Below are 18,869 nucleotides of genomic sequence, written 5' to 3' on the forward strand. Positions count from 1 at the left end.
TTATCATGAATCTGTACTGGCTGATGATCACGCGTACTGTCGGACGATCATCAGCCTGCCGCAACTATGCCCTTGCATACGATGTAGTTGCGGCAGCCCTGTCTTCACGCGCCATTACCGTTAACGATGCCTGAAGCGCTACCTACGATTAATGCCTCCAAAGATTCTATCTGTTTTTGTTGCGCCTTAATCGCCTCGATACACAACCCAACCAGACCTGAGTACTCAACGGCAAGGTGCCGGTTACCATCATCATCCTCTGCACATGCAATCACCTCAGGAAGCACACTCATAACGTCCTGAGCGATTACCCCGGCAGATGGATACTCATTATCTTTCCAGCGAAAAGTAACCCCTGTCAGCAAACTGATTTTTTCCAGCGGGTCTTCTATGGGCTCTATCATTTCCTTCAGGTCGCGGTCAGACGTTTGAGTAAGGCTCACGCAGGTCACGCTGCCGTTAAACGTTGTATTCCCGCGCACAAAGTTCGTACCATCCTGCCGCAGTTCAAAACTGTTGTTATTTGAAAAATTATAGAACGATAACGCCCCGGGACTATTCGACGGATTACCAACAAATCCATACTGATTACCGGACGCATCTTCAAACCGGATATAGGAGCCGGCGGCCTGACTCCCCTGTGTTTTTATCGTTGCCCCACCACCGCGCGCAACCATTCCACCATCTGCCGTTATCTGGGCATTGAACGTCGTTGCTCCTCTGATGTAGTTGGTGCCATCCCCTCTCAGGTCAAAGCTGTTATTACCCTTAAGCCCGTAAAGAGATACAACATCACTGTTTACCGTTCCACGGCCTAAAAAAGCCAGATCGACATTGTTTGTTGCATCCCTGAACCGGATATAGCTTGTATTTGACAGGGTGTTTAGTAGCGTTATACAAGCCCCTGCTTTAGTGAATATGTTTTCATCTGAAAAGGTATTCGATGAGCTTTTGTTAACAACGTTTTCCGCCAGATATTTCCATGACGGCCCAGGAAAGCTCGAGCCATCAGGCAGCTTCACCGTTATCATTCCAGAGGCACTAAACACCTGTTGCCAGTTTTGCTTGTCGTAGTTCAGCCCACGCAGCGCTTCAGCAGCTTGTGTTACTACAGCTGCGGTGACCAGATTCATAGCGATACGAGGGATCGCATACCACGCAGCACCTGATTGAGTTGGCCCTGTGAAGTTACTCACCAGCGTCATTGATGTATTGCTGTTAACGGTCTTAACCGGAAGGGTGTAAGGAATACCACCGACCGTAACGACAATAAAATCACCGGCCGCCAGTTCTGTAGTGAATGCGGTTCCGCTGCCGGCTACAGCAGCAGAGTTATTCGTCAGGATTAATGTTCCTGCTGACATGGATTTCTCCTGAATTCAGATAATAAAAAACCTGCCGTAGCAGGGTTAGTCATTGATAATTAGGTTACTGACACGTTGTACTGGTGAAGTTCGTTATGCTGACCCACCTCCAGTTAAACGGATAACCGGCCTGATATTGTGTCTGGTTTGCAACTTTACGGATCCCGTAAATGGACACGTCTGCTTGCTGATTGCCGATCATCGCCGTTGCTGAACATAAGGGTGATTTCTTTTCGATAGTACCGGAACATGCTACTAATGATAAAAATGCAAGAACGATTAATATAATTCTCATATTGTTACTCGCTGTAGTTATTCATATTCAAAATACCAATAGCGGGCAACAATAGATAATAGATTTAGCAGATCATTTAAAATATATTGATCGTTTAAAACGATCGTACAGACATTCAATATTTTGAAACTTCAACTGCAATAACTGTGTTACCTGCATTTACAGGGGCCATTGGCTCCGCGCTACCAGACGGAATTCTCTGAATGGCAGCGGTATAAATTCGGGTGCTGGCCCCGTTATATACAGCAGTAAAAGTAACCGGCACTGGCCAGAGCTGACCGCCCGGTCCACCGCCAGTTATTCGCCATACCTGCTGACCTGCAACATCCGGGATAATTGCCCATTTACCCGCTCTGCTCTCGTCAATATAAATGCCTCCATTTGCCCCGATTGTTCCGACAGTTACCACGTCCGTCAGTATTTTCGATTCATGAGTAATAACCAGATTCCCCGTCTGGTCGTCCCAGACAGCCAGCCCATACGGAGGATTAGGCATGGGCTGAGGGAATATAGTGAATAAATAGACTGTCAGGGTAAATGCGGTATTCAGTATCTCATAGGCCCGTACAGCCAGTTGTCCGTTTGATTCAATCCAGACAGCACACGCAGCCTGACGGGATGTCAGAACAAACGGGATAACAGGTTGTGATGCATCGGGTATATTAACCAGTTGCTCAATATAATGTAGAGCACCGTTCGATACTGACGAAAACGTCTGCTGTGAATACAGACAAGCAGGAACTGACTGGGGGGTGATAAATGTTTCACCGCTTTTCAACGATAAGAACGCACCATATCTGTCAGCCATTATGCATTTTCCAGAAAAACCAAAACATAGCTCTCATTTGCCTGAGGCTGGGTCAGAGAGTTATCAGTGCCTGCGCCAATTACAATACTATTGCCTGAAACGGTTATTGTTCGGCGTCTCTCTACATACGCTATAGTTTTCGCCAGACCCAGCATATATCCAAGCTTCTTCCCTGCCGGCACGTTGAACGAATATGTACCTGACGTCTGGCCGGCACTCAGCTTTATCGTTCCAATGATTGATATTGGTTTAATACCAAAGTTTGCCGATGATCCGTCCTCATGCCAGCAATCAAAACCAAAATCAGACATTAGGCGCTACTCCGGTAATATGCCCCAGCTGTACCAGCAGTCGCCCGCTGGGACCAGTAAATGACAAGTTGTTATCAGCCTTAGACAGACACCAACCACCCTGATTTGCAATTTTATAGCCCGTAGACCAGAAGGCACCTGAGATTTTACCGTTAGTAATCGCAGCATCCGCAATTTTCGCACTGGTGATACTGGCGTTCTGAATAAACGCATCGCTAATAAATACCTGACCATTAACAACGGCAAACGGAGAATATTGCGTATCACCGCTGCCACTCATCAGGACTAACTGATTGGCGTTAAACCCGACGCGGGTGACTACCGGCTTACCCGCTTCTGCCAGCACCGCAATCGACATTCCGGCGTTATACATCACACCGTTTATTCGAACCCCGGTTTTAAGGGTGTAAATTGCAGATGCCCCGGCCGCATCAACCACGGCGGTGAGCTTATCCTCCAGTGCGGCAGTTACATTATTGAACTGCGCCTGCACTTGAGTGGACATTTCAGCCATGGCCTTATCGACCTGCGCAATAGTCGTTTTAACCACCAGAATATCCGCGCGTACCTCGCCGTACTGCGCCCACTGGTGTTCCACCGTTCCATGGTTGGCCAGCGCATTCTGCAATGCGGCTTCCAGGTTGGTATCAATGTCGCTTGTCAGGCGGTCACCATCGGCAGATGTCAGAAAATCATCGGCAATATCGCCCAGGTAGTCGTCAGCATTCGCGTTGGATTCACCGCGAACCCAGCCAGTCCAGTCACTCTGGTTGCCGATACGGTCGACCAGACGAGCCCGGTACCAGAACTCCTGACCAGCCTTCAAACCCAGTTGGGTGTATGTGTGTTGCGGGTAAGGAACCCCAGCAAGCAACAGAGGATTATTCCCGCTACCATTAACTGAATACTGCAGTTCGGTCTGGAGGGTATCTCCGGTATCTGCCGGGAAAGACCAGTCAATCTGAATACCCCAGTTGATAGCTGTGGTGCGCAGACCAACCGGTTTGGGAACACCCCCAGTACGTCCAGTGAGATGAGTCAGAACAGAAGAGGCCCACAGACTGGACGCTCCACCAGAGTTAATGGCGCGGACGCGCACAAGGTAATCACCGGAATAAATCCCGGAGACCTCTATATTGCGCAGGCCTGTTTCGAGAATATTGATCCACTCATTATCACCGCGTTTCCACTGTGCCTGATACGCGACAATATCCGCCTGAGGTTTCCCGTTTTTATCTACTGGCGCATCCCAACTCGCAACCATGGTCGCAATACGCTGCCCCTGCCGGACCGAGTCGTAGCTGCTAATTGCGATGTTCGACGGTTGCCCTACCAGGCCTGTCGGTATCAAACTGATCGGTGGCGTATCCAGCCGGGCGTTGTTATCAACGGCATCGTACTTCGCCCCGTTGTACTCTGCACCGGTGATACTGTAGGTGTTCTCCTCATCGTTAAATGTCAGGTTGGTTACACGGAAATACTGCAGGCGTAACTGGCCGGCATCGATAACAAAAATGGCATTAGGTAATGGCTCAGCGGTAAAGGCGGTTGCCAGTATCAGTTGCTGGCCATTAACTGCCTGGATGGTTCGGCTCTCAACGGTACCACCCTGAGTACGAATCATCAGAGTGTCGCCGGGTACGGCACTTGTCCCCCGATCGGTAGTTACAGATTTCAGCGCGGCGTTGTATTCAGTAATACGTCCACCATAGACACGGCCAGACAGCCGCTCATTCGCAAACGCAAATACGGTCCCCGGCACATAAGCGAAGCCATCAAGTCCAGTCTGAACAGTGATAATGCGATCCAGCGAGTTGGAATAGACGGCCCACCCTCCGCGGCGCTGAGCTTCACTCTCTCTCGTACAGCCAATCGCGGTCAGTTGCGTCTGCTTAAACTTGAACTGCTTAACCAGATCGGGAAACATCACTGCCGTAGTGCGATCCTGATAGTGATTATCCGGGTCACTAAAGTTTATCAGCGCTGAGCTATAGCGGTTCTTTTCACTTCCACTGGAATACGTTGGCTTGCCGACAACAGAGGCGCGGGTCAGTATCTGAAGTTTTGACGTATCCGCTGGCATATCAGAGACAACATTGAACATATTGTTGCCCCAGAACGTCATGCCGTTAAAACCTGCCGCAATATCCTTAATCACCTGCCAGGCATCAGCCTGAGCCTGGATATAAACATCAAACATAAAGCGAGGCTCGGTACCGCTGCCACCCTTACCATCCGGCACCTTCTGGTCGCAGCGTTGGGCAATACGATACAACTCCCATTTATCGAGCATCGCTGGCGTAACCCTGCGACCAAGACCGAAGCGCGGTTCAGTAAGAATATCGAACCAAATCCATGCAGGATTATTCGTCCATCCCCATTTGAATGTACCGTCCCATGTACCGCTATAAGTGCGTGCAATTGGATCGTAGTTTTGAGGGATACGGATTACTCGACCTTTAGGTTTACAAGAAATTTTCGGGATGTTGCTGAACGACTTTGCGTTGAATGACACATACAGCAGTGCGGTATGCGGGTAGCGCAAGCGGGCGTCGATCACCTCTGTGATGGCCTGCACCTGGGTTTTGTTCTGCAACATCTGGCTGGTACTATCTGCAGTATCCCGGACAACTCGAATCTGCCAGCCGGTGCTGGCTTTGGGAAGATTAATACGGTGGGTTAGTTCGTAGAGCGAACTGAGCTTTTCTGTGATGGTTTTAGTCATAACTGTCGAGTAAGCCCCACCGTCCACAGCAAGGTCGATATGATACTGAACCGTTGTGCCAACGATATCGCCATCATTCTCCTGCTGTTGAAGGCCAGGAATGCCAATTCGTACTAATACGGCATCGATCTGGGTATTGCTGATAGCTCTAGTCCATGGGGTAACTTTCGTCAGCGATACGCCAACCGTAGTTTCGTTCTCGACTGCGGGAAAACCCGGAATCGGTGTCTGGGTCTGTGTGCCCGGTCGAAATTCCCAGGAAACGTTCTCAAAATTCATTGTTCCGTCGGCATTGCCCAGCGGCGTACCATCCAGGAAGATACGTGTGGCATCCAGACCGCCTGCAAACTCGCCCTCACCTAGCGCCAGCAGCATGCGACAGCGAGCCATAGACTGGGCGGAATCCGGCTGTTCTAAGGGCGTGTGCTGCTTCTGGCTGCCGCCTTTTGCACCAGTAATCGTGGCCATATAGCATCCATAAAAAAACCCGCCGAAGCGGGTTGGTGTTTACTGAGGTTTATCACTCAAAATACGTGACTGAAGTTATCTCATAATCAAACGTATTTTCGGCTCCAGGTTTTTCAAAATAGGTAATAATTTCCCCTGGTCGTAACGTCCTTCCAAGTACGTCAATTGTTGAATTAAATTGCTGGTAATCTCGACCCCAGTCTATTCGTAGGCACTTCTGATCATCACTAATTTTACTGATGAATGAATAATCGCCCGGAGGGAAAGAGCCATACCCGTATCCAGTGATGACCCCATACACACCTTGTTCAGGTTTGATATGCCCACCAGAATTTATAGCGGCGACAAACTCCAAAGTAGAATCGATACGATTATCGTTTTCCTGTTTCAACCATTCAGCGACTATTTTTACTGCTGGCATTAAACTCTTCCCTATAATGAAATGCTGAAGAAAATAGCATAACACTTTGCTGATTACCCATGACCTATGGTGCTGAAAGTTAAATGTCTTCTGCAACAATCCCTGCACTGATTATGGCGCCGCCGATCTCCCGTTCTCCATATAGCGCAGCGACCGGATTACCCATCGCCAGGGTGTTTACTGAACCACCGAAAGCATAACTAGGTTTGTTATCGGGATCATCTCGCCCCTGAAGACCTTTTGGTTGGGGTGATAGCATCTGGTAGATACCGCCGGCCATCATTGAACTACCCGACATTATCAAACCGGCAGCGAATGTGAGCCCCACACCTGTCCATCCAGTAAGAACACCGGTTACAACGCCAGCCACAACCATCACGGCCCCAAGGATCGTCTGAAACAGACCAGCCTTCTTTGCACCTTCCATAACTGGTGCGATGCGGATATCACTGTCACCGGCCAGTTCTTTGAAGTCCTCAACGCCGATGTTTCTTTTTCCACGAAACACCGCGAATGTCATTCCATTTTTCTTGGCGTTCATCAGATAACTTTCCAGGCCATCCAGGTTAATGCAGAGTGCCTTTACCGCTTCAGCAGATGTTTGTACCGCCAGTTTATGCACTCGCCCGAATCGGGCACCCAAGGCGCCATACAGACGAATAGTGGTTAAACGCGCCATGGCTTTATCTCCTGTGGCAGGTCTTTGTGACGAACGCAGATCATCGTGCGGTCTTTGAAATAGCCGCGGGCATACGGCGTGATGCAGGATGGTTGCCCGTACAGATGGTGAAGCAGCTCGCCTTCCTCGGTAATGATCCCCGCGTGGTTCCACTTACTGGATTCAACCTGCATGATGACCATACAGCCTGGCGACGGGTCGCATTCGACAAACCCCTCCCGTTCCCAGTTATCGAAATAGAGGTTGTCAGGGTACTGGCTTTCCCACCACGGGTATTCAACGCGAAAATCAGTCAGCATTACACCCTGGGTGGCATGCCAGTCCATGATTAACCCCCAGCAGTCGTGAGAGCCAAGGATGAACGGGCGTCCTATCAGCGGGATAGCGTCCGGCGTTACCTCAGCATATTCATCGCAGTCCGGCGCGTAGATGCCCCAGACCACACTGGAGTTATTGCACTGCTGGCGGTCGAGGTCAGATGGGATAGGTCGTGCGCCATCGCCCGGGTGGGAATGGATGACGCGGACAATGGTCCCGGCATCCTCAGCGTTCGCCCAGTGCTCGCCGTCGATTCGGAAATGCTCTGTCGGATTTTCGTGGGTATTTGGTACGGGGATATAACGCTGGCGTCGGCCAGACTGGATGACGAAGCCGCAGCACTCTCGTGGGGACTCATCCAGTGCATGCGCCCGGATAGCAGCCATAATAGTTTTGTTCATTGGTATTTCCGTTTATCGGGAGAATAAAACCGTTGCGGGGAAACCGCCGAAATCAAGAATCGCGGTGTTTGGCTCTGCCAGCCCGGCACCAAATCGTTTACGGCAGTCACTAAGGCATCCGCCGCACACATCAAGAGAAGGATCCGATACCGCATTCCCTTTGGCATCGAAACAGGCTGTGCCGTTGTAGCTGCAGCCGTCACCACTGCGGTATTGACCGCGCAGCGCCCACTCGCACAACGATGTGATTTGTCTGGTTGGGATAACTAACCCTTGCAGGTCAGCCGGACTACTCAACGACCACGTAACCACCTCATCATCCTCGGAGGTTTTGGTATCCAGCCAGAAGGTCTGGAGAGTAAACATCGACGGATCAGCTGTCGCGTTCACGCCACCTGGGAAGTTCACCGCATCGAGGTAAACAGCGTAGGTGTCGATAATACTCACCTTTGCATTCACCATATCCTTGAACTGGAGGCACAACGCAGTGATATGCCCGTCAAGGTTCGATACGCTCAGTTTCGGTTCTGCGGCCTGGTCGGTCGAGAGAGCGAGGTCAGAAATCTGGAAGGGCCAGAAGTCGAAGATTTTTCCATCCCAGATGATGGGCTTTGGTCCAAGCTTAGTCTCATCACCGTTCGCCGCTTCAATCTCGGCGGGCGTATGCGGAAATGGACTATAGTGAAAGCGGTGAATACCGCCGCTGAACTCTGAAGCATCTACTTCGACCAGGCGGACCCTGCCACCTGGCGCCAGCATTGCCGCCGTATCAATCAGTGCTGTCATGCTCCACCTCAGGCATAGACGCCATAGGCGCGCTTAATCGTGAATGTCAGCTCAGCGAATTTGCTGCTAATCTGGTTTTTGCGCACGGAGTCGGCGACAACGCGGTACAGCCCCTTCTCTTCGCCCGGCGGCGTGATGATAAAAGCTTTAACGGTATGAGCCAGGAGAAAGTCCCGAACGGTATTCACCTCAGCATTAGAACCAACATGCTTCATCGGAACCTGAATAGCAGTCGAGTTAATACCGTTCTCGGCTACCTGCTCGTAGCCATCACCGAACTGCGCAGACCGTATCGTTTGACTATATTCGACAGCACCCGCGCCGAGCTGCGAGTGCCAGTTGTAGGTATCAACTGCCATATTTACTCCATAAAAAAACCCAGCCGGAGCTGGGTTGATAATGATGAGTAGTATCTAAGAAATGTTTAGGCAACTAATGCTTTAATTTTTTTCAAAATATTTTGAGCCATTTCAGCATCTTTTAATATGCAGTCTAATTGTGACTTATGTATATTTTGAGTTAATTCATAATCTGCTTCACACCTGAATTTATGACACATTTTCAGTTTTACAGATAATAGTTGCAATGCTCTTACATGCGCCGGGTGTAAATCTTCGGCACAGTCGGCTAAATACTGAGACAAGCGGGCATGAGTTCCGCCTTTGAAATTTTTGCCCGGGATTGGATGGTTTTTTGGGACACGACCACCAGCAAGTTCATGTGCAACGTGAAACATGCTGTAGTACGCACGGCCTATTGAAGCCCTCAAATTAACTTCATTTTCAGCATGTTCTGCCATCGATTTTGCTAGATGAAGGATTTCAGAATGTGAGATAGCCATTTCAATCACCTATCACATGGAATGTGGCAATGCTATTGGACGAGAAAATTTGATGTTCAACAATCAATGAAGCAAGTTCATCATTGAGTTTCCATAAATTATCAGAGAGATCTGAAGTTATACCGAAAGAGAAAATTAACATTCCTTCTGCGTCAGTATGGATTGATGCTTGTCTCGGTGGGAGTTTCAGCCTTTCTGCAATTTGCATTACAAGAGAAGCCATTTGAAATAAATAATTAGATTCTTCTCTGTCATCCATCAAAATATCAAAGATGGAATCGCAACGCATGATGTCATACCTTTGTTTTTCTGCAAATGCTGATATATCGCAGGAATTGAAAATTGGCTGCCCCTTTATAAGCAACATGGTTTCAAGATCCCCCCAAAACCCTGCATTTAAATAAGCATGGCAAAGCCCAGCAAAACCGACATAAGGGATACTATTGTGGGATATTTCACGTGCCAATCGATACTGGCATCTCTGGCCTAACGCGACTGAAAAATTCACCCACACCACATCATTATAAGGATTGATAAGAGTAAGTCGTCGATGAGTTTCCATAGCGGCAACATAGTTACCATCAACGATTTCTGCAAGTCCTATGACTAAAAGAGACTGATAGGCATCTGGTATTTTTTTAGCCTCTCTGATAACTACACGCAGGCCAAATTCACCAATCAGGTTTTCTCCCGACTCGATAGAGGGAACTAGCTTGTCAAGAAGCTCATTAGTTTTCAGTTGAGGGTTAGCGCTAGTCATATCCGTATCGACCAAAGGATGTTTAGCCGAATCATAGCAAAACTACTAAGATGCCTAAACCTGGCTAAATATACATTGAACACGACGCATCGTTCTCCGGATAGCAACAAAAAGCCCCGCGTTAGCGAGGCTTTTTGAGCTATAGGCCCGGGAGGGCTTGGTTAGTTGTTAAAATGCAGTTGGGTAAATCCCAAATTCTGAACCAGAGCCGTAACCTATCCTGTAAGTTAATACCTTACCTTCGGTTACTTTGCCAGCCTGTTCGCTCATTCCTCCGCCGCACATACCTTTTGGCCATGCACTGAAGATATGATCACCCAAACTAGGGTAGATTGTAATTTTTTGTTCTGGGTCAAGGTCAGCAACTTCACGACCATCAACATATACCCTTGTAAGACAAGCACTCCCCACATAACCAGAGTCACGTTTGATTACAACCACTCCGGTTTCTGGCTTTTTCGTGAAAAGTGACTTATCAAGTATTTGTTTTTCTGGTGCGGGCTTTGCCTGCTCAGTCGAAATAGGTTTTGTAGCACATCCAGTCAGAAATACAGCGCCAAAAAACAGAGCTATCGTTCTCATTATCATCCCCAAAAAATATTGATTAATTACTGGTCATTTCTTCAATTCGGTAATCAGTTTTTCCGTCTTTGCCCTCGATGCATACAGCCCTGAATTTTTGCTCAAGTCCAAATTTGTTTTTTGCGCTAAATTCCTGTGTAGCATAGAAGTTACCATCGCTACCCAACCATCTTTTTGAGTCAAACACAGACATATCCAGGGTGCTTTTGTTGATGACCGACATTCTAACGTAGGCCTCACACGCCCCACGAAGATCATCAAGTTTCTTGTCAGATAACTCTTTGGCTTCCTTTTGTTTCTTCTCTGCCTCAGTTGGCTTATTAACTACAGCAGCAATACCGACTACAACGATAAGAAGAATAAGCATCCCGATGGTTTTGAGAATCTTCTTCAGTATCTTTTTAAGCACTATCATCCCCTGATTAGTATTTTTTTAGCATAATAACCAGGAGATACGTTGGTGTAACCAGTTACGGGTGATATTGCTGTATCAACATCGTAGTGCGGTCATTATTTTGTCTGGAACTGCCTGCCAAGCAATCCATCACTTCTGGCAGCTCGCGCCAGGATCTCAGTCACCTTGGCTTCAATTTCCTTTCCTAAAGCCCTGGCGGCAGCACTTCCATCACCAGAGGTGGTTGATGAGGTGTTGCCCTTGTTATCGACGTAGATATCAATGTTTACCTGCGGCTGCACCCCTCCTCCACCTTGAGCTCTGACGCCTAAACGTCCGGCAGAGTCGCGCGTCAGTGGCATGATTGCCTCTGCGCCGGCCTCAGCGAAGACGCCACCTTTGGCAAACTTCGACGCCCCCTGGAACGTGAAGTATTGAGGAGAATCGTAGACGCCATTCACATACTTACTTAACCCGGATGACTCATACACGCCGCCTTTGGCATTGAACGTTACGCCAGCAGCAGCGTTAGCATATGCCCCACCAGGAGTACTGCCACCGCTACTTCCACCACTTATCCAACCCATCGCTGCCTGCACTGCATAAGCAACCATAAGGCGATTTGTCACCTCAAGGATCATCTTAAGCATTGATTTGCCGAACTCTTTAACCGAAGCGGTACCGGTTGTCATTAGTTCGGTGAGCATGTCAGATAATCCGGTTAACGTAGAACTGGCTACGTTCTTAACAGCGTCATAGGTGTTCGTGGCGGCATCAAGATACTCATTCCAGCCGCTTACTGCGCCAGCCTTCCAGTCGCCGCGCAGCTTGTCTTCTTCAGCATAGTAATTACGAAGCGCTGCCAGCTCTTTCGCATAGCCTGCATCTTCAAGCTTTCCGCCACCATTCAGCCATCCTTGACGAAGTTGCGCCTCTTCCATCAGACGCTGCGTTTGACGACTACTTAACCCGGCGCTATCACGTAATGCATCGGTTTTTTCCGCCATCTGTGTGACGTACTTGTTCGCCTGCTGCGCCAGCCCGTTAATCTTCTGCTGGGCTTCGACTTCCTTATTTTTCTGATCCACCACTTTGGCAGCGTTGAGGATGGCCTCTCGGCTAGACAGGAGTGACTTCTCCTGCGCGGTCAGCGCGCGGGTTTTGGCGGACTCGTCCAGTTCCGCAAAGCGTGACTGTTGTTTGCTGAGCTCAGTATTTTTGGCATGAAGATCGCCAGTCTGTCGCAGGGTTTCGAGCGTTTCGGTTAGGGTTCTAGCCTGGGCGCGGTAATTTTCAAGAGTGCGATCGCCAGCATCCAGCGTAGCTCTTGCCTCTTTGGTCTTTTTGGCAGAGTCTTCTGCAAGCTTCGAGACTGCGTCCCTAGACTCGCGACTAGATCCTCCCTCACCTTTAACCGTGGCCCCTCGCGCTTCGGCTTCATAGCTTGCCTGTGCATTAGGCGCAGTGACCCGCTTCCAGAGTTCATCGTAGCGTTTTTTGTTCGCTGCGATCTCTTTGTCAGCTTCCGCCCCGGCCTTTTTCATTGCCTCGATGTCCATACCGAGGAAGTCGGTTATTGCTCCGCCGCCCGGGATTTTCTCAGCCCATCCTGCAATGGTCCCAGTAAACTTGGAATCCAGAGAGGTAATGTTGAGGAACAGGTCCTTTATCGAAGCTTCAACCAGGTTGAAAATATCGATCACCTGATTTCCCCAGGCGCGGACAGTAATCCCGATATCATCAAAGGAGTCAGATGCTGTTTTCTTCAACCACTGCCAGGACTGCCCAATATTGTCGGTGGCCCTGTTGGTCTCTTCTGCGCGCTTTGCCATAACGCCAGCAAACAGGTTGATGGCTTCGTTTACCGCCGCCTGCTCCCCCTTCTGCTTACGCAACTGGATGATGTGCTTCATCATGGCTTCATCAACAAAGCCATACTGCTCATTCAGGCTGGCCAGCCCTTTCACCGGGTCGCTGACAATCTTGCCGAAGTCGGACATCGCCGTTTTGGTGTCACTGCCAGCCTTGCCCATCAGAGTGATGGACGTGGCGATCTGCTTCATCTGGCTGGCGGTATATTTACCAGTGTCATTCAGCGTAACCAGCGTATCTACGGTGGAACTGATGGATGTATTCGTCTTGCCGGCCACCTCTTCAGCAGCCTCATTGAGCTTCTGCATTGAGGAAAAACCAGCGCCACCCATCATGATGACCGATCGCGCCACCTGATCGAACTGTTGAGACGAACTGTATGCAGCAGCAGCCAGCAAGCCAATGGTACCGACCAGACCGGCCAGCGCAATAGTGGTTGGGTTAATCATCCCAGCCATGCTGCGGATGTATTCGCCGACGCCAGTGAGCGCCCCCTGAACCCCGCCAAACTGGTCTTTAATCTGCCCGCCCTGTTGCAGCAGGATCAGGAAAGGAGACTGCCCACCAGCCAGCTGCGTGGCGATATCGGTGAACTGTGCTGGTAGTGTGCGCATTGCTGCGCTGTACTGGCCGACAGATATACCGGCACGACGCGCCGCTGCCTCCTGGCGAGATAGTGCCTCTGGCAGCACGTCAGCCACGCCAGACAGGCGCTCACGCGTCTGGTTCAGGATTGTATTGAAGTGCTCGAACTGCGCGCCGTTAATACGCCCCGCTTCGAAGTGTGCCACCAACTGCGCATGCTGCTCATCCAGCGAGTTAAACGCGCGGATAGTCGGGTCGATAGAGCCCAGCAGGTTTTTCAGTGCTGCTGATTGTTTCTCGGCAGCCTGGGTCGCGGCCAGTTCTGCCTGGGCGCGCGCCGCTGCTTCTCCGGTATCCGTCAGTTTTAACCGGGTCTCGTCCAGGATTTTGTTGTAGTGCTGAAAATCATCAGTATCCAGGAAACCTTTGGTCTGGAAGTTACGCAGTGCGGCCTGTTGTTCATCCAGCCGGTTCAGCGCCTTGTTAACTGGATCGATATTCTCCAGCAGCCCCTTCAGCGCGGTCTGCTGTTCCTTGATACCTTCAGTGCCCTGTTTCGCAGACTCAGCACCAGCACGGAATACGCTATTAAGGTCATCAGCTTTGCCTACGGCACCCGCCGCGGCTTCACCGAGTTTATCCAGCTCGTTGCTGGCTGTTTTCAGGTCAGAAACATCGGCCCGTAAAGTAATCGAGGCGATCTGGTCAGTCATTATTTCGTCTCCTTATGCATTACCTTGAGAGCCTCGCTTTCCATAATCTGAAGGTCAGCCATGCAGGCCGCCGCATCCTCAACCCCGTGTAACTTAAACATCCAGGGGAGAACATTGTAATCAAGGCCGGTCACCCCGCTCGCACCAACGCGCCATTGAGTCGCCAGTGCAGAGAAGATGGTGAAGGCTTTCCATACCGACGGCAGGATCCCCACCTCTTCCTCCACGTCCTCAGGCATCAAACCAAAAGCGCTCAACTCCGCGAGAGTCGGTCCCGGCGTGTACAACGCTGCGGCGACCTGCCTCAGTTTTTTTCGCGGATACCCATCAGTTCTTTGGTGTAGGCCAGACCGATGCTGTCGAAAGCGCGAGGGTAGTTTTTCAGAAGGATGATCACGTTATCGCGGTTGAACTCATCCGGCAGCGCCCAGCCTTCGACAATTTCCATGAGGTAATTGGCCTGCGGCTCAATAGCAGCCTTTTTACCTTCAGCAGCCTTTTGCAGCTTCTCGTCCATGGAGCGCAGCTCCTCCAGAGTCTTATGGCGGAAGGTTAAGGTCAGCTTACCGTCTTCGCCGCCAGCGCGTGGGATGCTGGCAGTAACGGAAAATGTCGGATTGGGGATCAGGGAGAATTTGGTCATTTGTTCATCTCGGTAGGGCCCGGCTCACCGGGCCAGATTAATCAAGTAATGCTGACGGTGCATCCGGCAGAAGTGAGCGTCTTGCCTGCGGCGTCGGTAACTTCGCAGGTATACACCCCAGCATCGGAAGACTGAGCGGACGGAATGTTGAACGTGGATGCGGTTTTGCCCGGAATGGCTGTGCCGTCCTTCTTCCATACGTAGGTATACGGCGCGGAACCGCCCTGCATGACCACCGACAGATCCAGAGCTGCATTAGCAGCAACAGACTTAGTTGCTGGCAGGTCGGTCAGGAACGCAAGTGGCAGGACGGATGAATCAGCAATCGGGTATCGATCGCATCTTCCAGGCTGGTCGCCATAGTGTAGAGCGGGGACTGTTCCTGCATTTTTTCTTCAGAGGTCTGGTCTACGGACTTCGTGGAGGTATTGTCGGTGCGCAGCAGCTTCGCGCCAGCCTGGCGCATCTGCTCCACCAGGTCGGTTAGAGACTCTTTACCGGCACTGATTGAAGTTCCAGTGTGTTCGACATATTCAAGTCCCTGTTTCTGTCGATCGGAGAACTGAGTCGCAGAGGATGAGCCAATAACCAGTTCCTGCCCCTCCTCCAGCCCGAATACCGTGAGCAGTGGGACGCGCGCTACGTGCAGGATGTTGTCCTGCTCGCTCTGGCTCTGCCAGTGCTTCACGTTCAGCAGCGCCATATTCAGCAGCGGTGGCGAACCACACATGAACCCGGTGCGCTTGGTGTAGAGGGTGACCAAGGTTATGTCCTTGCGGGATGTTTGCCACTCTTCGTGTAGTATCCAGTTGGCCTGGGCATTGTCACCGGTCGCCTTGCGGTAAATCTGCACCTGTCCAGGTGTCAGCAGTCGAATCTGCTCAACCTTGGTCTGCCCGAAGTCGTCTCCGTCCTCGACCACCACTTCTTTGATGCGCAGCTCGGTCAATACGACCTTGCCGCCGACCATCGTCGACTTCCAGCCAATTACCTGTCGGGGATTAAGCATCGTGACGTATGGCCGCGCGCCAGTAGCTTTCTCGTCAGCCTTAGTCTTCACCTGTTCGGCATCTATTCGGGGATAATCCACCAGCGCATGCGAAAGACCGTACTGCATCGCCAGGCTGAAGAATGCCTGTGCCCATACATCGAGGCGACTACCTTCAAGATCCACGTTCTTCGCGAACTCGCGCAGCTGATCTGGGACGTTCTCGCCCAGTTGGATGGGCTCAGCAAATACTCGCCCAACATTCTGGTTGATCGTCTCTTCATACGCAGGGAGTAACGTGGCCACAGCCAAGCGCTTTTTGTAGTCCTCTTTGTCTTCTTTCGGCCAGCGAGGAAGATATTCCTCACCCAACTGGCGCATGTACAGCGTGCCGCCCATCAGGGCATCATTAATGTCCCACGCCTGCACCATGTTCCCATAGTCCAGATTGGGTGTTGAAATATCAGGCATGGTTTTACATCCGTAGTTTGGTGACTTTGCCAGTGGGTTTGATGATCGGGAATTGTTTCACGATGTAATAACCACCAGCATCATTGGGGTGATCGTTGTCAGCTGATTTATCCGGCTCGCCGTTCGCCGCCCACACCTGTTGTTCCAGACTCTCGGTATAGACCGGGCAGCGGGTCACGTTGACTTTGTAGCGGCGCTCGCCGTTCCCGTTGCAGAACATGGCGTTTACTGAGTTGATGCGATCCTTCACTGGCGGGTTTGCGGCATTCACCACCACGCTAAATCCGGCCTGTTTGAGCTGCGCAATATCCGTTGCACTGGCATTGTTCGATTTGCGCGAATCACCGGAGGCATCCGGGTAGATGTAAATCTGACGAGAGGAGACATAACGCCCACCCTCATAGCGCCAGAACTCTTCCTGAATGCGTTTAATCATCGCCGGGGTGTCATAAACTTTTATCAATTCTCGTACCGCGCGCGGCTCGCCATCCCGAAGAACGTGGACGATAGCCGCCATCTTTCCAACGTTAAAGTCCATGCCGATATAGAGCGGTTCGCCAGCCTGTTCTTCATCGGTGCAGTTATTCAGGCGTCGATCGAACTGGTGATAGATGGTGCCGCTGGTCAGGTTGGTGAAGCGCCCCCTCAGATACGCCTTAATCAACTCCGGTGGGTAGGAATTCATCAGCGAAGGGATGTAATCCGCGGGCAGGTTCTTCGCGTTATCGAACGTGCTGGCCTGTATCAGACCATACAGGGACGCAAGCTCTGGCTTTTCACGTACCGCCTTCACGAACTGCTGGTAAACGAACTTGAAGCCTTCCGGCGTTGTCGTTACATCGATGCCGTTACGCAGCCCATCAACTTTGTAACGCATACGGGCTATGATTTTTCGCCAAGCCTGCTGCGCTTTGGCAGCCGCCATGACATCCAGCTCATCCACCATCGCGTTACCGATTTTGAAACCAACTATCGAGCCGGGCTTTTCCATCGAGCGGCAGATTGTGGTCCCGCGGAACCTTCGTCCCTCGTAGAAGTGAACCTCTTTGTTACCCTCGTTGATTTTGACGCTCAGGCCCCAGTCAAAGGCCACCTCTTCGATCGTCGGATAGAAGATGTCACGGATCTGCGGGTAAGTTGGCGCGAAGTAGCCCTGGTTGATTTTCGGGTGCTCCCACATGCCCTTACAGATGCCACCACAACCCACCCACGTCTTACCGGACCCGAACCCGGCAACGTAGGCTTTAAACTTGTGATCCATCGCGAGGAAACGCGCCTGTGGGATGTTAAGTGTCGGGCTGATCCCCATCTTCCGCCCTCGCATCCACTACGTTGATTTGAATCTGCACTGGCGTTGGTTCGTCATCATCACCATCACCGGCCAGCTCTTTGCGGAGTTTTTCCACCTCCAACTGCCGGCGGTCGATTTCGATTTGCTGGAGACGCTTAGCGAACTCGCTATCCGCCAGGCCAAGCCGCTTCATTACGGCTTCGAACATTCGCTCGCGGCTGATAGCGGTTATCTCAACGCCATTTTTGCCAAGCTTCACACCGGAATAGGCAAGTGCAGCATCCGGCGCCAGTTTGCGCGTATCAGCGAAGAACGGCTGACCGATGCCGTCACCATTGCAGCGTGGGCATTCAGGGTTTGGTTCTCGGTTGTGGTCGTAACCATAGCCGCCAGTATCCTGCGGCAGCCTGGCACCTTCCCTTCCCTCGACTTTTGCCGTTTCCTCATCGAACTCCACGGCATCACGCCACTGATATTGATAACCGAAGCCCCAGCAGTAACGACACGCACCACGGCGATACTGCGAAAGCTGGTTTGCATCGAAGGTGGCTAGCTGCCACATCTGCGCGAGGACCTCATCGGCACTGCCAAGCGTGCGCGCAATAGAGGCTTTCTGCTGCTGCGCAATGGCCTGAGCAACGTTAGGATTCGATATGAGTTGACGACCGTAGTTTGGGTCACTATAACCAGCACGTGCAGCGGCAGCGGTGGCGTTGTTGTCCTTAAGGTACTCCGCGACAAATAAGCGCTGCTGAGCAGTAAGTCCATCATCATCTACCAGCTCATTTGCGCTTTTATCTTTCTGCGCAGTGCGCACTTTCTTCTGCGCAATTTTTTGCGCAGTTGGCTTTTTGATGTAGCGCCGTGCAGATGTGTAATTCAGTCCCTGCGCTTCGCACCATTCCTTCGGTGATATACCCGTTTTAGCATGCTCGGCGAGGAACTGGTCTTGCAGCGCTCCCCAGTCCGGTTTTGCCATGATTATGTCCTATGGTTAAAGCCATTAAAAATACCACTCGAAAGTGGCCTTTGTGATGGCAATCTTTGCTTCAAACGTGGCTATTCATTTGGATACCCCGACTTTATGCTGACCATCACAATTGGCCTACCACGCTTTGTTATGCGTCGGTCTGGTTCTTGCCTTTGATGATGG

21 protein-coding genes are annotated in these 18,869 nt (G+C 50.9%); all 21 read right to left on the bottom strand.

Annotated elements, in window-relative coordinates; translation table 11 throughout:
- Nucleotides 1–104: 104 nt before the first annotated feature.
- The gene (locus ABIE10_RS04610) at nucleotides 105–1,364 is read right to left on the bottom strand and encodes a tail fiber domain-containing protein (RefSeq protein WP_429154874.1); all 1,260 of its coding nucleotides are present in this window, start codon (nucleotides 1,362–1,364) and stop codon (nucleotides 105–107) included.
- Between the two features lie 64 nt (nucleotides 1,365–1,428).
- Entirely contained in the window at nucleotides 1,429–1,659 is a 231-nt protein-coding gene (cor, locus tag ABIE10_RS04615) for a phage exclusion lipoprotein Cor (protein WP_429154876.1), read from the bottom strand.
- Nucleotides 1,660–1,774: 115 nt separating this feature from the next.
- Nucleotides 1,775–2,467, bottom strand: coding sequence for a hypothetical protein (locus ABIE10_RS04620; protein ID WP_429154878.1), 693 nt, complete (start codon nucleotides 2,465–2,467; stop codon nucleotides 1,775–1,777).
- Complete coding sequence (locus ABIE10_RS04625) at nucleotides 2,467–2,778, bottom strand: hypothetical protein (RefSeq protein ID WP_429154880.1); 312 nt, start codon at nucleotides 2,776–2,778, stop codon at nucleotides 2,467–2,469. Before ABIE10_RS04625 ends, ABIE10_RS04620 begins: the two co-directional genes overlap by 1 nt.
- Entirely contained in the window at nucleotides 2,771–5,971 is a 3,201-nt protein-coding gene (locus tag ABIE10_RS04630; RefSeq protein WP_429154881.1) for a host specificity protein J, read from the bottom strand. The genes ABIE10_RS04625 and ABIE10_RS04630 overlap by 8 nt, the downstream gene beginning before the upstream one ends.
- A gap of 52 nt (nucleotides 5,972–6,023) precedes the next feature.
- Nucleotides 6,024–6,392, bottom strand: coding sequence for a hypothetical protein (locus ABIE10_RS04635; protein ID WP_071667516.1), 369 nt, complete (start codon nucleotides 6,390–6,392; stop codon nucleotides 6,024–6,026).
- Nucleotides 6,393–6,471: 79 nt separating this feature from the next.
- Entirely contained in the window at nucleotides 6,472–7,071 is a 600-nt protein-coding gene (locus ABIE10_RS04640) for a tail assembly protein (protein WP_071667515.1), read from the bottom strand.
- The gene (locus tag ABIE10_RS04645) at nucleotides 7,059–7,790 is read right to left on the bottom strand and encodes a C40 family peptidase (RefSeq protein ID WP_429154884.1); all 732 of its coding nucleotides are present in this window, start codon (nucleotides 7,788–7,790) and stop codon (nucleotides 7,059–7,061) included. Before ABIE10_RS04645 ends, ABIE10_RS04640 begins: the two co-directional genes overlap by 13 nt.
- 12 nt (nucleotides 7,791–7,802) lie before the next feature.
- Entirely contained in the window at nucleotides 7,803–8,576 is a 774-nt protein-coding gene (locus ABIE10_RS04650) for a phage minor tail protein L (RefSeq protein ID WP_429154886.1), read from the bottom strand.
- An 8-nt stretch (nucleotides 8,577–8,584) separates the two neighbouring features.
- Entirely contained in the window at nucleotides 8,585–8,935 is a 351-nt protein-coding gene (locus tag ABIE10_RS04655) for a phage tail protein (protein ID WP_429154887.1), read from the bottom strand.
- A gap of 65 nt (nucleotides 8,936–9,000) precedes the next feature.
- On the bottom strand, nucleotides 9,001–9,417 hold the full coding sequence (locus ABIE10_RS04660) for a hypothetical protein (protein WP_429154889.1): 417 nt from the start codon (nucleotides 9,415–9,417) through the stop codon (nucleotides 9,001–9,003).
- Between the two features lies 1 nt (nucleotide 9,418).
- Complete coding sequence (locus ABIE10_RS04665) at nucleotides 9,419–10,177, bottom strand: hypothetical protein (RefSeq protein ID WP_429154890.1); 759 nt, start codon at nucleotides 10,175–10,177, stop codon at nucleotides 9,419–9,421.
- 168 nt (nucleotides 10,178–10,345) lie between these two features.
- Nucleotides 10,346–10,759 carry a hypothetical protein gene (locus ABIE10_RS04670; protein WP_071684445.1) on the bottom strand — a complete coding sequence of 138 codons (414 nt, stop codon included), beginning with the start codon at nucleotides 10,757–10,759 and terminating at the stop codon, nucleotides 10,346–10,348.
- A 22-nt stretch (nucleotides 10,760–10,781) separates the two neighbouring features.
- The gene (locus ABIE10_RS04675) at nucleotides 10,782–11,168 is read right to left on the bottom strand and encodes a hypothetical protein (protein WP_418224566.1); all 387 of its coding nucleotides are present in this window, start codon (nucleotides 11,166–11,168) and stop codon (nucleotides 10,782–10,784) included.
- Nucleotides 11,169–11,269: 101 nt separating this feature from the next.
- Nucleotides 11,270–14,323, bottom strand: coding sequence for a phage tail tape measure protein (locus ABIE10_RS04680; RefSeq protein WP_429154893.1), 3,054 nt, complete (start codon nucleotides 14,321–14,323; stop codon nucleotides 11,270–11,272).
- Nucleotides 14,323–14,580 carry a DUF1799 domain-containing protein gene (locus ABIE10_RS04685; RefSeq protein ID WP_429154895.1) on the bottom strand — a complete coding sequence of 86 codons (258 nt, stop codon included), beginning with the start codon at nucleotides 14,578–14,580 and terminating at the stop codon, nucleotides 14,323–14,325. Before ABIE10_RS04685 ends, ABIE10_RS04680 begins: the two co-directional genes overlap by 1 nt.
- Nucleotides 14,581–14,627: 47 nt before the next feature.
- The gene (locus ABIE10_RS04690; RefSeq protein WP_429154897.1) at nucleotides 14,628–14,966 is read right to left on the bottom strand and encodes a phage tail assembly chaperone; all 339 of its coding nucleotides are present in this window, start codon (nucleotides 14,964–14,966) and stop codon (nucleotides 14,628–14,630) included.
- A gap of 41 nt (nucleotides 14,967–15,007) precedes the next feature.
- Nucleotides 15,008–15,292 carry an immunoglobulin domain-containing protein gene (locus ABIE10_RS04695; protein WP_429155490.1) on the bottom strand — a complete coding sequence of 95 codons (285 nt, stop codon included), beginning with the start codon at nucleotides 15,290–15,292 and terminating at the stop codon, nucleotides 15,008–15,010.
- The gene (locus ABIE10_RS04700) at nucleotides 15,256–16,425 is read right to left on the bottom strand and encodes a DUF4055 domain-containing protein (protein ID WP_429154899.1); all 1,170 of its coding nucleotides are present in this window, start codon (nucleotides 16,423–16,425) and stop codon (nucleotides 15,256–15,258) included. The genes ABIE10_RS04695 and ABIE10_RS04700 overlap by 37 nt, the downstream gene beginning before the upstream one ends.
- Nucleotides 16,426–16,429: 4 nt before the next feature.
- Nucleotides 16,430–17,734 carry a terminase large subunit domain-containing protein gene (locus tag ABIE10_RS04705; protein ID WP_429154901.1) on the bottom strand — a complete coding sequence of 435 codons (1,305 nt, stop codon included), beginning with the start codon at nucleotides 17,732–17,734 and terminating at the stop codon, nucleotides 16,430–16,432.
- Nucleotides 17,712–18,695 (bottom strand): terminase small subunit, encoded by a 984-nt coding sequence (locus tag ABIE10_RS04710; RefSeq protein WP_429154903.1) that lies wholly within the window; start codon nucleotides 18,693–18,695, stop codon nucleotides 17,712–17,714. Before ABIE10_RS04710 ends, ABIE10_RS04705 begins: the two co-directional genes overlap by 23 nt.
- Nucleotides 18,696–18,869: the final 174 nt, after the last annotated feature.

The sequence above is a fragment of the Citrobacter sp. 506 genome (assembly GCF_050434985.1).
Classification (GTDB): domain Bacteria; phylum Pseudomonadota; class Gammaproteobacteria; order Enterobacterales; family Enterobacteriaceae; genus Citrobacter; species Citrobacter braakii.

Bases quoted from the DNA above. Each gene is read 5' to 3' on its own strand.
- ABIE10_RS04660 (WP_429154889.1), bottom strand. From the start codon at position 9,417: ATGGCTATCTCACATTCTGAAATCCTTCATCTAGCAAAATCGATGGCA.
- ABIE10_RS04640 (WP_071667515.1), bottom strand. From the start codon at position 7,071: ATGGCGCGTTTAACCACTATTCGTCTGTATGGCGCCTTGGGTGCCCGA.
- ABIE10_RS04680 (WP_429154893.1), bottom strand. From the start codon at position 14,323: ATGACTGACCAGATCGCCTCGATTACTTTACGGGCCGATGTTTCTGAC.
- cor (WP_429154876.1), bottom strand. From the start codon at position 1,659: ATGAGAATTATATTAATCGTTCTTGCATTTTTATCATTAGTAGCATGT.
- ABIE10_RS04690 (WP_429154897.1), bottom strand. From the start codon at position 14,966: ATGACCAAATTCTCCCTGATCCCCAATCCGACATTTTCCGTTACTGCC.
- ABIE10_RS04710 (WP_429154903.1), bottom strand. From the start codon at position 18,695: ATGGCAAAACCGGACTGGGGAGCGCTGCAAGACCAGTTCCTCGCCGAG.
- ABIE10_RS04650 (WP_429154886.1), bottom strand. From the start codon at position 8,576: ATGACAGCACTGATTGATACGGCGGCAATGCTGGCGCCAGGTGGCAGG.
- ABIE10_RS04635 (WP_071667516.1), bottom strand. From the start codon at position 6,392: ATGCCAGCAGTAAAAATAGTCGCTGAATGGTTGAAACAGGAAAACGAT.
- ABIE10_RS04630 (WP_429154881.1), bottom strand. From the start codon at position 5,971: ATGGCCACGATTACTGGTGCAAAAGGCGGCAGCCAGAAGCAGCACACG.
- ABIE10_RS04665 (WP_429154890.1), bottom strand. From the start codon at position 10,177: ATGACTAGCGCTAACCCTCAACTGAAAACTAATGAGCTTCTTGACAAG.
- ABIE10_RS04705 (WP_429154901.1), bottom strand. From the start codon at position 17,734: ATGGGGATCAGCCCGACACTTAACATCCCACAGGCGCGTTTCCTCGCG.
- ABIE10_RS04700 (WP_429154899.1), bottom strand. From the start codon at position 16,425: ATGCCTGATATTTCAACACCCAATCTGGACTATGGGAACATGGTGCAG.
- ABIE10_RS04625 (WP_429154880.1), bottom strand. From the start codon at position 2,778: ATGTCTGATTTTGGTTTTGATTGCTGGCATGAGGACGGATCATCGGCA.
- ABIE10_RS04670 (WP_071684445.1), bottom strand. From the start codon at position 10,759: ATGAGAACGATAGCTCTGTTTTTTGGCGCTGTATTTCTGACTGGATGT.
- ABIE10_RS04645 (WP_429154884.1), bottom strand. From the start codon at position 7,790: ATGAACAAAACTATTATGGCTGCTATCCGGGCGCATGCACTGGATGAG.
- ABIE10_RS04655 (WP_429154887.1), bottom strand. From the start codon at position 8,935: ATGGCAGTTGATACCTACAACTGGCACTCGCAGCTCGGCGCGGGTGCT.
- ABIE10_RS04610 (WP_429154874.1), bottom strand. From the start codon at position 1,364: ATGTCAGCAGGAACATTAATCCTGACGAATAACTCTGCTGCTGTAGCC.
- ABIE10_RS04620 (WP_429154878.1), bottom strand. From the start codon at position 2,467: ATGGCTGACAGATATGGTGCGTTCTTATCGTTGAAAAGCGGTGAAACA.